Below are 15256 nucleotides of genomic sequence, written 5' to 3'. Positions count from 1 at the left end.
CAATAAAAATAATTTTAATATGTTTTCTATCGAATTCTTTATCTCATGGGAAAATGTGAAAAATGATAAAAAGTGGGTGCCTTTTGACCAAATGGTATATACAGATCTTATTTCAGAATTTGGATACGGAAAGATTCTTATTTATCAAAATAATAAATGTATATTTTTAAAGAAAGTTGATTTATTGGGATTCGCCATAAATTTTGAAGAGAACTTGAGATTGGCGCTAAAAACAAATGATGAACTGTGGATTACTAGTATGTATGAATACTATAGACTATCTATTATAAAGAAAGGAAAGATATGCACGATTACTACTTACAATATTAATGACACTTTTCAGTTAGATATAGATTTTGATAGCTTGTTTAAGAAAGTAAAAACATTCAAGCAACATCTATTTTTAGAATTTGTTGATTTTTATCCTGAATTGCAATTATTACTTAATTTTGATGAAATGAAATCAAAATTTGGATTGTAAATGTAATCTTCTTCTCAAAGAATGCATATACAGGTAATACACGCAATAAAGTTACTATCTATACTATAGGTACTAATTTTGTCAGAAGAACATGAATTAATTGTATGGTATCAAATGTTTTGTATGTAGTATAGGATACTACTAAGTCATCCTCAATAAGTATGTGATATACCTGCTACCAGATAGCCTAAAACATGTAATCTTACTATGTTTTAGGCTATTTTCTTTCTATCTATAGCGTACAGAATCCTACTAAATATCCTATTTGTAAGTAAACTATTGTAGTATGGTTACATATTGTATACAAAATGTATTCAGAATTGAAAAGTTTATAAGCGACTCAGAGGCAAATGAACATCTATAATTCTGGTTCTTTGTTTCCAAAAATGGAAAGAAAGTAAGTATAACCGGGATTTTCCTTGGAATTAATTTGATCTGAGTATCTGCTTGCATACAACTTTTATCACATTAACCCATTTAATCATTTTAATCCAGCATTTAATTATTTTATGAACCGCTATTTTCAGATTGGTTTTTACATTCTTGTTACTGTTTCTATTGCCGTACTATATATTCTCTATTTTAAGAGAGCAAATACAGAAGTTGTGTATGTAGATTCTGCAAAATTATTAAATGGCTATCAGGCTATGGTAAATGCCCGAACCGAATATGAGCAGAAAGCCAAAGGCTGGCAAGCCAATGTAGATACACTGATGCAGGAAGTGCAGACAGCTATCAAAGAACATGAAAAACAAATTCCTTCCATGTCTGCCAAAGAACGTGATTTATCGCGTCAGGTTATTGAATCCAAGCAGCGCCAGTTAGCGCAATACCAGCAGGCTATAGCTGAGAAAGCACGCCAGGAAGATGTAAAACTTACCAAACAGGTAGTAGACCAGGTAAATGCCTTTCTGGACCGTTATGGAAAGGAACATGGATACCAGATTATTCTGGCAGCGAATCAGACAGGTAATATTGCCTATGCTCAAAAGAAACTGGATATTACAGAAGATGTATTGGCCATTATTAACCAGGAGTATTCACATAAGTAACAGGCAAAATCAATATAGAACTTTTTTTAGTTTAAAATGGACAGGGAGTGTATTCTCTTTGTCCATTTTTTTGCTGATAGTTTATACCTCTGTCTAATTAATATAGAAACAACTTTGAGTTTCAAAATACAACCATAAGTTGTAAAATAGGCTTTATTTTTTTTGTATTATCCTTTATTATAGAGGTAACTTTGTATAGAATGTTACATGTAATATTCTATCTCAAATTCATAGATGGAGATAATTGATATACTTCTCTTTTTGAGTTAGTTATGTATTTGTGATAAAGCAGACTAAAAAAATAAAAGTGGTAATGACTATGAAAATCAATACGAAGAGATTGGTGTGGATACTAAACCTGTTTCTGGGAGTGCTTACAGTGGCATGTCAGAATAAGGTTCATTCAAGAGAAGAATTACAAGGATATATCACAACACCAGAAAATGGTTTGATACAATCAAAACTGGTACAGAACATAAACGTACAGGTGAATTACCATCCTCAGGAATTACTTGTTGCCCAGGAACTTGCCGGACATACTCCTTCTGATAGCCTACTGGCTCAGTTGACAAAAAAATACGCAGACTACTACTATTTCACTGTAAACCTATCGCATGATAACAAAGAGGTGTTACATCAGGTGGGAGATATGGGTAGTTACAGTGACTTGTTACAGGTATTGGCTTTTCGTATGGGTGAATATACAGAACTGGTAAGTGCCAATAAGGATACAGTTGCACTAGCTAACTATATGTTTGATCGCACCTATGGAATGGCAACGGCTAATACGTTGTTATTGGCATTTCCTAAAAAAGATCTGCAAAATACAGAGTGGGTACAGGTAAATATGAAAGAATATGGCCTGGGTGTCGGCAATCTGCCTTTCCGCTTTCTGTTAAAAGATATTCAGGATGTACCCACACTGGATATAAAAAATATCAATCTATAATCTACCCGATCTATTTTATTATAAGACTACTCTATTAGTACCATACTATGATACCAAAGAAAAAAAGATTGGTGCGAATAATTGCTGTATTTTTGTTATTAAATATTCTACAGCAGATTATTGCACCTCTTGCAACGTATGCGCTGACAGCAGGACCTACTGCACCAGAAGCAACCAGTTTTGAGCCTATCGATACCACTGATATGGTAAATTTACAATCTGGAGACTTCAATTATAACATTCCTTTATTAGAAGTTCCAGGCCCAGAAGGAGGATATCCGCTTTCTCTTTCATACCATGCAGGGATACAACCTAACGAAGAAGCTTCATGGACAGGATTGGGTTGGACAGTCAATACAGGTGCGATAAACAGAACTGTAAATGGATATGCAGATGATCATCAAAATATGAATCATGTGGTTCATGATTTCTGGAAAGGTGGTGCAAGAACCACTTATTCTTTAGGAACCACTGTAGGAATAGGACAAACACCTGCCAGTGTATCATTCAATTTATCCGTTTCCCGTGACACATATCTGGGAAGTGGTTTAGGGTTTTCCATGGGACTAGGTGGAAAGTTTGGTTGGAAAAATATAGGAGGAAATGTCGGTGTTAAGGCAGGTTGGGATCCTTTGGGTGATTTTAGTACAAGTGCTAATGCTAGGCTGGGCGCTGCTGTACCTATTGGAAGTGCAGCTAGAAGCTCTGGCGCTCTGAGTGGAGGATTAAATGCCAGTACGAACTTTAAATCTATTAGTTATTCAGGAAGCGTTGGTTTATCTGATGCATATGGTAACAGTGTAGGAGCAAACATATCTTCTACAGGTGTAACCGTATCAGCGAATGTTGGGGGATTCGAAGGCCGTGTAAATAATCAAAACTATGGTAAAACGTCTACGACTGGCTCTGGCTTTACTATTCCTATTCCAGTAGCTTGGGGAACAATTGATGTAGGATATGATTATGAACGGTATTGGTCTGATGAAAAAGATGAAATATTAACAAATGGGACTTTATACTATCCATCGTCAAGTGTTGACTTTGATAAAAATGCTTTTGATACATATAGCATTGCAGATATAGATTCATCTATGACTAAAAATCTATCTGCTGAAAATGTGATGGGAGGAAGTTTTCCGGATTATGATAATTTTTATGTAGCTTCTCAGGGCGTTTCAGGGAGTATGAGGCCTTACTGGTTTCGGAAAAAGCTGGTGAGACAAAATAAAAAGAATGGTGATACTTATTTGCTTAAACAATATAATTACCAAACACAGACTAGTCCCGAATGGAACACCTATCAAAAGACAGGTTTTCGGTTCGATAACGATTTTTCAAATAAATTTTTATATGAAGGAGGTACATTCGTTAATTCTTCACAAACGAGTGCTCCGTTAAGTGAAGTTTATTCATCTACAAGTCCGGAAACAGGATTATATAATACAAATAGTACAAGCAGGCAAATAAATAAGTTGCCTGGCTCCAAAAATATAGAATGGTATACCAATCAGGAGATCCTAAACGGGACTGCCAAAGTAAATGGATTTATAGATACTCAAGCTCTCAATTTTACCAGAAGCACCTCAAACAGTAATCTGATTGGAGGATTCTCTATTACTAACGAAAGTGGTGTAACTTACCATTATGCCTTACCTGCTTATAGTTATGAAGAAGAGATTTATTCTGAGACTGTAAAACGTAGTGAATATAACGGAATTGGTCCAGAAGCATATAATGATCTTAAGAAACCAAATGCTTATGCTTATACCTGGTTTCTGACAGCAATTACAGGACCCGATTATGTAGATAAAGATAATAATGGTTTGGTAAGTGGGAATGACTGGGGATATTGGATACGATTTGATTACGGAAAATGGAAAAGTGATTATGCATGGAGAAATCCATCTGAAGGATTTGCTATGGATGTGGACAATCAATTCCAGAACTACTCTCAGGGAAAAAAAGAACTCTATTACTTAAATGCTGTTGTTAGTCGTTCGCATGTAGCCGTTTTTGAAAAAAGTGAACGATTAGATGGCCGTGATGCGAATTTTATAAGTAATGCATCTCTTACAGGTACCACACTCAGATTAGATAAAATCCATCTGATCAATGCCAAAGATTATGATCCTTTGTTATATGGAAGAGGAAACACTGATTTTGTTATTGATGGGAAGGATATAGCAACAGATTCACAGTTTAAGAACAAAACGCTGCGAACGCTGGTATTTGGTTATGACTATTCATTATGTCCAGGAGTTTCAAATTTCTATAGTTCTACAGGCATTCCTTCCGGGAAGTTGACTTTAAAGTCTTTGAAGACTCTTGGTAAACAAGGAGCTGACCTTATTCCATCCACAATTTTTGACTACGATATTCCGGCTGTAGAAAAACGTACAGCTACTGTCTCAGTTACCTCTATTACCAAAGTGGATGCGTTTACAACACGAGGTACACTTAGAGTACTAAGTGGAGATCAGTTTTTGCCAGGTGATATCATTGCTTTTAATGGATATCATGCTGTAATTTTTACCGGCTCCTCTGGAAATTATTCTATACAGTTTCTAAAAACAGCTCCTACAACAATAGGAGGTACATCTGTCGCTTCTACTACCAAAAATGCCCCTTATAATTTTATGTATTATGATTCCTGGGGTATGTACAAGCCGGATTATATTAGTTTGGATAATGAAAACCTGTCAAGAGCTGTAACAAATGTTTCGGCTCTGGCTGTAGATGTATGGTCGCTTCGCAACATTACCACTGCTACTGGCGCTACAATTTCTGTTAACTATGAGTCAGATTCCTATAACATGCCTGTATTAGCCAGAAAGTCAATTCTTAGAATAAAATCTATTAAGCCATTGGCTGATAACCAGATGAGAGTAACCTTCTGGGAAACAGATAAAATGTCCGAATTATTAAAGCTTGGAGGGAGCTATGGTGCTCTTGTATATGCAGCTTATAAGGCAAATGATGATAATTTCTTTTGTAATGTGGACTTGAGCGATGACAACTCGTATGAGGTTGATTGTAGTAATAACAATGTTTTTCCCTCTAGCCATATTCCCATGTTGAAAAAGACACAAGGTATGGTTCTAACGGAGTTAGGAGCTGATTATGCTGTTTTTAAAGATGGTGCATTCTATGATGATCTGACTAAAACTCAAAACTTGCTTGCAAAACCACTACCAACAGAAGGTAATTGTGGAAACAGGCCTCTTGAGCGCCCATGTATGTATATTTCCAGCGCTTTTCCTGAAGATATTTATGGTGGTTTTCTATTATCACCTACCAAAACAGAAACTAAAGGAGGTGGTATAAGAGTAACAGCCATACAACTAAAAATCGGTGATTTAAAAAAGAGTACTACGTATGATTACACAGGTATGAATTCGTTAACCTCTGGAGTCACTTCATTTGAGCCTTTTAGAGTAGTGGAACCCAAGATTCAATTGCCTGCTGGTTTTTATCATATAGCTGCAAGTAATTCCGAAGCTATATCTATCTATGGTAGAGAGCTAAGAAATAATCTGTGGGATTCGTACTCAAATATGTTGATGATTGCCAGAGAGCTTCCAGCTCCAGGTGTAATGTATGAATATGTAACTGTTGGAGAATCTGTATTACAACCTGGTTCACAAACTGCATTCGAAATTCCTGGAAAAGTAAAATATCAGGTTGAGGTATTTAAAGAAGATATGGTTCGTCGCAAAATCATAACAGATGATAAATTTAACCTGATCAATAATAATGTACAGGGAATCAAGCTGGAAGATGGTGATCATGTGAAAATGCGGAAGTTGGCACTAGAAGATTATTCTTCACGTATTGGTAGCATAAAACGTGTTATTTACTATGATAAGCAGGGGCAAAAGCTAACAGAGACTATCAATAATTATCTTTATGATGATATTAATGATAAGACCTCTGCCTATAAGGATGCGTTGGCAGGTTTTAATAATCAGGGAATTATTCAGGAGAACTTTACAGATGCTCATTTTGCCAAACAATCTTATGGTAAATATGATTTGCTAGGCACAATGACCCGGCGGGAATTTTATCCTAATATTCCTACTGGTAGTACTACTATCAATTATAAGACGGGTGTAAAAGCACAAACACAGAATCTGGCATTTGATTTCTACTCTGGAGAATTGACACGTTCTGTGTCAACAGATGGATATGGTAATCGCTTCATGTCTGTGTCTGTTCCCGCTTATACTGTCTATCCTCAGATGGGATTAAAGGTATATGATCCCGCACATCCTGAAATTACGAATCCGGGTTTGAATAAGCATATGCTTACACAAAATGCGGCTTCTTATATGTATAAAGTTGATGCAAACAATGAACCTATCGGTGTAGTGAGTGCAAGTGCTCAAACGTGGAGTAATTCGGTGAATATTGTAAATCAGTCGACACAGAATGATGTTTGGCGTAAAAAGGCTACGTATGTTTTTGTTCCCCAGGGAAGTGATGCCAGTGGTATAACACCAAACAGCCAGTTTACAACTTTCGACTTTACGAATCCTGAGATCAGTACGTTGTGGCGTAAGACAGGTGAGATAACTCTCTATGATATCTATTCAAATGCTCTTGAAGCGAGAGATATAAATAATAATGTATCTGCTACTAAACTGGGATATAATCAGACATTAGCCATCGCGTCTGGTTCTATGGCTAATTATAATGAAATAGCCTTTAGTGGTGCAGAAGATCAGGAAATTGACGGCTATTTCGGAGGAGGAGTGTTGGCTCGACTTACAGGGACAGATGCTTCAGCTGTAACTGCTGTATCTACAGTGGCTCATACAGGCAGTAAAAGTTTGCAGGTGAATGGGCAACAATCTGGTTTTGTTTATTCTTCTGCAATAGAAGAGATGAAGTTACAATCGGGTCGCAAATATGTAGCCAGAGTATGGGTACGTAATGCAATACAAAACGATCAAGCTACTCTGCCAACAAATGCCAGATTATACTACAAGATCAATGGTGAAACTCATCTTTCTGATGCACCTGTAATAACAAAACAAGCCAATGGATGGTATACCTTGACAATTCTAATACCTGTAAATGGAACGGGTACTTTAGAAGTAGGATGTTTGAATAATGGTACTACTCCTTTGTATTTTGATGATTTCCGCTTCCAACCCATGGATGGAGGACTGGCAACATATGTATATGATCCGTTTACTGGAGAACTCACTCATATTCTGGATAATAACAATATGTTTACCCGATATGAATATGACGGTATAGGAAGATTGATTCGTACCTATAGGGAAACATTCCAGTACAGTGTTGCAAAGACCAGTGAAATCAGATACAACTATGCACGCCCACAATAAGGATTAACGCCAACATCTCACTACTAAGAGATAATCTCATACAAAATCTACAAGTAATATGGCTATGGTCATTTTCTAAGAGCATAGCCATACTTCTGCACATATTTAATAAATATTTTATGTATTCTTATTATAGAAATAAGACTCGGAAGTTAAATGGACTATATCAGTGGATTATTATTTTAATTTCTCTGGTTAGTTTCCAAAAAAGTATGGCTCAAAACCCAACGGGTCCAAATCCATATGTTGAAATAAACTATGGTAGCAGCTTTTGTGTAAATGAAGAAGCCTCATTTACCTTAAGGGATCTTCCCTGTGGTAATCTTCCATTATACTGGACCATGAGAGGACTTTCATCAGGTGTTGATTATCAGGAAGTTTCAAGTGATAATGGAAAGTCTACTGCTACCACCTATCGGATAAGGTTTTTACGTGAAGTAAAGAATAAAAGTGTTGCCCAGGTAAATTGGGGGAATAGCGGTTCTTGCTCTAGTGTCACAGGTTTTTATCGGGAATCAGCTGAGTTTTTAGCATACAATGCCCCCACAGTTACATTGAGTGGCCCTACTTCAGTACAATGTCCAGGTGAAGAACTAACTTTGACTGCTACAGGAGGAGGAACTTACGTATGGAGTGGTGATGCAGAAGCTTCGGGATTTAAAACAGCTACGATTGCTGTACATCCCAAAGTTACTACTGTCTATACTGTGCAGGTGTATGGTTCTGGAGGGTGTGCAAGTTCCAAATCTATTACTGTTCAAGTACGTGTTCCTGTGGCTACTGCTGGTGTAATTACCGGAGCTTCTACCATAGAGGTTGGAGGAGGAAACAATCAGGGCGTGTTAACATTGGAGGGATATTCCGGAACTATTACCCGCTGGGAAAAGTCGGAAGATAATGGTGTAACCTGGATTGACCTTGGAAATTCAGGCCAACCTTCCTATACCTACAAAGATTTACTTACTACCACTATATATCGGGTAATAGTAACAGGAACAGACAATTGTAGTGTTGCCTCTACCAATGCAACTGTGTTGATAGAGCAACGAATGAACTGGGTTGAGACACGAACTTTCAATAAAACATTAGTAACAACAACAACTGGCTCTGGTCCGATCGATAATAATGCTCAATATTCAGCAGAACCAATTACATTACCGAAACCTCTCATTATAACAGCAAATACCACCTATGTCAGTGCACAAAAAATTACAGTACCAGCTAATAGTGGGCAGATACGAGTGGCAGGAGGAGGAAGCTTAACATTAGAGATCAAGGAGCGGCAATCGTATGGAACAGAAATCAGAGATGAATACATAACCAGTGAGAGTAGAGCCTATTTTGATTATGGTGGAAATCCGTTACAGAGTCAATCCCGGGTTATGTCTACCAAAACACCTGAACAAGATCCTGATCAGGCTGAAATAATGGTTGCTCAGCCTCTATATGGTCGCTATTATAATACTGTAGGACAAACTTTGGCTGCGCCTGTTGGCATAGGTGGATTCCGTTATATCTCTCGTTTTGCTACTTCTTCTTCTGTTCCCTATAATTATACACACTTTGATACACAGGAAGGAGGACAGGATCGGATAAATAACCCACTCCCTGTAGATGCCTCATCTCCATTAGGAAAATACTATAGTGATCAGAATGATCGTGAGCCGTATGTGGCTACCAGTTCCTATCCATTTAGCCGTACTGAAGCATATGGAGATGGTAGCGGAGAAATGAAACGTAGTGGAGGAGTAGGAGATGAATTACGTATGGGTAATGGGCATGATAGTTATTCCGGAGCCTTTCCTGTTACTACTGAGTTAGACCATTATTTACGAGTTCGTAGTATTATTCTGCCTGCTGCTCAGAACAACCCTGTTACATTTGCCAATAATGCAGTGAAACAGGTAGGGATAGATGTAAACCAGCGAGAAGGTGTTTCTTTTTCTGATAATAATGGAAAAGCAATTGCATCTTGTTTGACGGGTAGAGACTTTACGGAGCAGACTATAGTACCAAAAATTACTATCGGGGTTCCTATTTATTGGAGCAATATCACGCCTGTAGGAAACAGTACCGTTTCTATTTCCGGAAAGGGTAAGATTCAGGTTTATCAGTATGTTGTGATAAGTAATCAGGTAGCATTATCAAAGTCATATGAGGGTGCTGCTCCCTTTACATTTACGTCAATTAATGGTGGTCCCATTACTATTAGATATCAGATACGTTCAACAGAAACTTTTACTGTTCAGACTACCACAAGCACTGGTGTTATATCCAATAGTACAGCGAATTCCCCTTCTGGGAACTATACTACCAGTAGAATACATATACCTGATGCAAATGGGAATGTACCTGTAACCATCACCAACAACCTGTCAGCGAACCTCACGTATGTAGTAAAAGATCTAAAAACAGATCAGGTGGTTGATTTGTCAAATGGATTACCTTCTGGATTTTATTCTATCTCGCTGTTAAATTCTAATGGATCTCCATTCAGTCCGGAGCTACAGGATATCCCATTTGATCGAAATGGATATAATTATAATTTACAAGTTAGTTATACCTATCCTACTGCTAGCTGGAGTTATAGCTTTTATAATGATGCAGGCGAGTTAGTTGCATCCATTGCCCCGGAAGGAATAAAAGCGATTTGGCAAAATGTTCCAACTGATAAAAATAATATTCCTTTCCTTACTACTTATGAGTATGGTTTAGACGGGCATTTGGTTGCTAAAGAAGAAACGGATGAAGGTAGAACGGAATATGTTTATCGTAAAGATGGACAAATACGATTTAGTCAGAATGAGGTTCAACGAAGGGCCATTCCGAAACGCTTTAGTTATGTAAATTATGATGGTTTTGGTCGTTCAGTTGAGTCAGGTGAATTGGAACCATTCACAGATATTTCAAATATACATGATATATCTGTTTCTGTAATCGAAAGTGTAGCATCTGATGGCGGGTTAAATGAAGGGACTCGTAGAGATTGGGTTCATACCTATTTTGATGAAGCTCCTTGGCCTTTACCAACTGAGTGGAGTGATAAATATATTGTTGATTATACGTATGGTAAAGTAGCTGCTAGTGAAAATCCTAATTCCAGAACATGGTATAGTTATGATGAACAGGGGAGAATGCATTGGATGTTACAGGATATTAAGGGCTTAGGTACAAAGATGGTAGAATATACCTATGATCTGAGCGGTCATGTACTAGAAGTTGCTTATCAAAAAGGAAAATCTGATGCTTTCTATCATTACTATACCTATGATGATGACTTGCGTCTAAAAACAGTTTATACGAGTCGGGATGGACAACAACGGGATCTTCAGGCTACTTATTATTATTATCTGCATGGTCCATTAAAGCGGGTGGAATTAGCTGACAAGTTGCAAGGGATTGACTATGTCTATACTATACAAGGTTGGTTAAAAAGTATAAACCATCCGAATAAGGTTAACGACCCTGGAAAAGATGGGATTGCAAATACAGCAAATGCTGCTTTTGCTCCTGATGCTTTTGGTGTACAACTAGATTATTTCTCGGGTGATTATATACGAAGTAACACAAATATTGCATCATTTAATTCTCTTTCTACTGGAAATACCCTTCTTCAGAATCAATACAATGGCAACATCCGAACCCAGACATGGTTTAATCAGAAATCTTTATCTGCAATAGGAAGAGATGGAGAACAAATTAATAATCCTCAGAGTATTACTTATTTATATGATAAACAATATCAATTAACTGAAGCTACATTCGCACTGCCAGATTTCTCAAATAACTCATTGCAATTACTTGATAAATACCAGGAGTTTGGAATTAAATATGATTTGCATGGAAATATAAAGTTTTTGAAGCGAAGAGGCGTAGACGGAGCGATAGTTGACGATTTTACTTATAATTATTTACCAAACTCAAATCGCTTACAGAGTGTTGGAAATTATAGGAGTTACCAATATGATGAGATGGGACAAATGATCTCAGAAGTTGGTGCTGGACAAGGAAACTATGTAGAATATAATGCGAATGGACTAATAAATGCTGTTTACAGTGATGAAGTAAAGTCTCAGCTGAAAGCAACTTTTAGCTACACGGCTGGTGGTGAACGCTATAAGAAAGTTGATTTTGAAAATGGAAACATTTTATATTCTGTCTATGGAAGCAGTGGACTGTTGGCAACATATTTAATAGAGAATGGGGTTGCTGTTGTAAAAGATTTTCCAATTTATGGATTAAAGCCGATAGGCACTTATTCGGAAGAGAGTGAAAAGTTTACTTATGAATTAAGCAATCATACTGGAACTGTTCTAGGGTCTATTAGCAGAACCAAAGAAAGTGGTTTAGCAGATGTATTGTCTTATAGTGATTTTACTGCTTTAGGATTACCCGCTGAGGCTGGGGGAGAGGAAAACCAAAGTTATGGATACCAAGGAGCGTATAGTGGGAAGGATACACAATTGGGTTGGAATACATTCGAATTGCGTATGTATGATAGTCGTATCGGAAGATGGTTGTCTATTGACCCCCAACAGCAATACTGGTCTCCGTATGTGAGTATGGGGAATAACTGGCCAAATAGAGTGGATCCCACTGGTGGAGAGGATGATTGGCATTTAGAAAATGGTGTATTAAAAGCAGATAAAGGGGATACTCCATATTCTTTGTACCTATACTTCAAAAACCAAGGAAAGAATTACAGTTATGAGCAAGTCCATGACTATGTAAATGATCTATCCCACTGGGATGGAAATATGACTGCGGGTGATCTTCAATTTATGAGATATGGAGATCATAGCCTTGATATTATACCTCTAGCTGATAACTATCTACAATTTGCAGGAGCTTATGTTAATGTAGCGGGTAATACTGTTTTAGATTATCTTGGAGATAATATAGAAGGACTTAAGTCTTTAGGAACTGCTCAAGGATGGAAAAATCTAGGTAATGCTCTGGCTACAGGCGTTCGCTATATTACCATGACGGATAGTGAGCTACATAAAAAGATAGATTATAAGATTGCGGATGCTGTTGAACATTATTCAAAAAGTTTCCCTAAAAAAACAACACCGGAAAAAGTACGTGATGTTGTATATGGTGCGTCTACAATCGGGGATGCTGTCTTTGGAAGTAAAGCAACTGGTTTAGCAAAAAAAGCTGCATTGTCAACAAAAGTGGGTCAAAAGGCTGCATCAGGCCTTTCTGCCGTAAATAAAACTGTTTCCAACTTTGCCACCGAAAAAATACAGGCAATAACCAGATCAGTCGGATATACTGCACGAAATGGATATCCTGTATATGTAAAGGGGATTAGCTTTAAACAGAGTATTTTTGCAGAACGTATCAAAGGATATACAACACTCTTAGATGAATTATTCAAGAGTGGTGTTGATGAAAAGTTTCTACAGGACTTTCAAAATGCATCAGAATCCTTTTTTAAAGCTTTAAATGAAGATCTTAGTCTATTAGATGTCTGGAAAAGCTTAGATGGTGGAGGTTTTTCTAATCTCAAAAAAAGCACAGAATTTATTACTAATAAAGGAGTATTGAATGATCTAAGTAAATTAACTGATGATACCAGAAAGTCGATTCTTCGGACACTTGATGGGGATGCCGACTTATTAGCTGAAATAAATAAAAATCCAAGCATATCAAAAGCATGGGTACAACATAAAGTGGAGGCTGCTGTAACTTCAGAACAGCTTGCTAAAGCAAGCGAGGCAATAAGTCAAATAGAAAATGCAACTACTAAGCAGAAAGCGTTGGACTTGCTTACAGAAAGTGCCAAAAAACAACAATTTATAGAAAGAAATATTTTATCTAAAAGTTTTGATGAGAATGTGGTAGGTGAATTATTAAAAGAGACATTTGGTGAAGACAATATAGCAGCTCAAGTTCACCTTTGGGTAATAGATAATAAGTCGGGATTAGGTACAAAGATGATTGCTGATTTTTTTGTCAGACTTCCAGATGGATCTTTTGCGATATTTGATTCAAAATATCATGCTTCAGCAGAAGTCTTTAGTGCTGCAAATAGCCTAACAGATAATCAAGCAAAAGTTCTAAATCTATTGCAAACAGGAGGAGTACGGTCTATTGAAATCCGATCTCCAAATTTACCAGCATCCTTCAATCTTCCTTATACTACTAAATTACCAAATCCAGGTAAAACGGATTTTGTGCTGGCCAAAAGTGTAAAAGGTCAACAGCAAGTTGAAAGCTTTATGGATTTATTTAAAGCTAATTAAGAATGTATATACAAATTGTAATAAAACTTCCATACTTATCAGTGTCAGGTATTTAGATAATAATACCTGACACTGATAAGTATGGAAGTTTTAATTATATTGGAACCTAGGGAAAACGGAGTTTTTAATTTTTTAGATACTATTTTATCAGAGAGAAGGAATTATATGTGAGTTTACTAGTTTAAATTAGAGCAAACTAGCTGTCATACAACTATTTTCCAAAAAGAGAAACATTCTATTAATTGTGCAACTAAATTTAAGAATGGGAAAATCATTTAGTTTAAGTGTTTATTCTCAAAAGAACTTGTCCTTTACTACCTATTAGCGTTCTATTAAACTTCAGCACTTAGAAAGATTACTGTTGATAAAATTTTATAAGTTTGTAAAATCAAGATTTGATAGATTTAAATTATGCTATTTATCAAACTTTTAATCAATAGGTATTTTATTTTGAATTACTCACTCGAATATGTATCAACAACTCAAAACACAGTTTTTAGAAATAATAACCCCATTTTTGGCAGGTTATGGATTTAACTTTGAAAAAAGTTTATCCTCTCATAAGGTTAAATTCTATTCACATATAAAAGAAAATAATACGAACCGTATCAGATTTGAGATGAGAGAGTCTGTGGATCTTTATATAGACATTAATGCTATCATTATCAATGAAGAAGTAGGACAGATACGAAAAAAGTTTAAAGAAGGAGTCGATCTTGGCAACAATTATTTTACAGTTGCGGCGTCTATAAGTAAAATAATACCTCCGACTCATATACTATATAGGCTAAAACCCTATTGTATTTCTGCAGATGTAAGATTTCCCTTGTCTAAAACAGTTTCAGAGATTGAGCAATTATTCATTGAAGTAATATTTCCTTTTTTTGATCAATATCAAACCATTCCTGATCTAGATAAATGGTTTAACCAGCCAATTTTAGATGGTACTTATGACTTTTTTCGTAGTGCTACATGGAATGATTCAATACAAGGACTTATTGTCGCTAAACTCAATCACAACCCTCAATACGAAAGATTATATCAGTTGTGGTTAAAGAATATACATCCAGATAAGAAACAGGAAATTGATATGATAAAAGCTGTGAAAATCTTTTTAGATGGATTGAAGGTCTAAGAGCTATCAAAGCTTATGCAAAGCATATTACATAAAT

The 15256-nt window shown here is 36.4% G+C and carries 6 protein-coding genes; all 6 read left to right on the top strand.

Features of this window, described 5'->3' with window-relative positions:
- Positions 1–19: 19 nt before the first annotated feature.
- The 6 genes from QNI22_RS10890 (at position 20) to QNI22_RS10865 (ending at position 15219) form a co-directional block, all read left to right on the top strand.
- Positions 20–481: a hypothetical protein gene (locus QNI22_RS10890; protein WP_314510661.1), complete on the top strand. Its 462-nt coding sequence runs from the start codon at positions 20–22 to the stop codon at positions 479–481.
- A gap of 509 nt (positions 482–990) precedes the next feature.
- Complete coding sequence (locus tag QNI22_RS10885; protein WP_314510660.1) at positions 991–1533, top strand: OmpH/Skp family outer membrane protein; 543 nt, start codon at positions 991–993, stop codon at positions 1531–1533.
- A gap of 319 nt (positions 1534–1852) precedes the next feature.
- Complete coding sequence (locus QNI22_RS10880; protein WP_314510659.1) at positions 1853–2482, top strand: hypothetical protein; 630 nt, start codon at positions 1853–1855, stop codon at positions 2480–2482.
- Between the two features lie 47 nt (positions 2483–2529).
- Positions 2530–7833, top strand: coding sequence for a hypothetical protein (locus QNI22_RS10875; RefSeq protein ID WP_314510658.1), 5304 nt, complete (start codon positions 2530–2532; stop codon positions 7831–7833).
- Between the two features lie 212 nt (positions 7834–8045).
- Positions 8046–14084: an RHS repeat-associated core domain-containing protein gene (locus tag QNI22_RS10870; RefSeq protein WP_314510657.1), complete on the top strand. Its 6039-nt coding sequence runs from the start codon at positions 8046–8048 to the stop codon at positions 14082–14084.
- Positions 14085–14553: 469 nt separating this feature from the next.
- Positions 14554–15219, top strand: a complete 666-nt coding sequence (locus QNI22_RS10865) for a hypothetical protein (protein ID WP_314510656.1) — start codon at positions 14554–14556, stop codon at positions 15217–15219.
- Positions 15220–15256 lie beyond the last annotated feature (37 nt).

Origin of the sequence: Xanthocytophaga agilis (assembly GCF_030068605.1) — a bacterium.
In the GTDB taxonomy this organism is placed as follows: domain Bacteria; phylum Bacteroidota; class Bacteroidia; order Cytophagales; family 172606-1; genus Xanthocytophaga; species Xanthocytophaga agilis.
The sequence above is the reverse complement of the archived record's forward strand: the minus strand, read 5'-3'. Positions and strand labels throughout refer to the sequence as shown.

Coding starts and splice junctions, on each gene's coding strand:
- QNI22_RS10890 (WP_314510661.1), top strand. CDS start 20: ATGTTTTCTATCGAATTCTTTATCTCATGGGAAAATGTGAAAAATGAT.
- QNI22_RS10885 (WP_314510660.1), top strand. CDS start 991: ATGAACCGCTATTTTCAGATTGGTTTTTACATTCTTGTTACTGTTTCT.
- QNI22_RS10865 (WP_314510656.1), top strand. CDS start 14,554: ATGTATCAACAACTCAAAACACAGTTTTTAGAAATAATAACCCCATTT.
- QNI22_RS10870 (WP_314510657.1), top strand. CDS start 8,046: ATGGCTCAAAACCCAACGGGTCCAAATCCATATGTTGAAATAAACTAT.
- QNI22_RS10875 (WP_314510658.1), top strand. CDS start 2,530: ATGATACCAAAGAAAAAAAGATTGGTGCGAATAATTGCTGTATTTTTG.
- QNI22_RS10880 (WP_314510659.1), top strand. CDS start 1,853: ATGAAAATCAATACGAAGAGATTGGTGTGGATACTAAACCTGTTTCTG.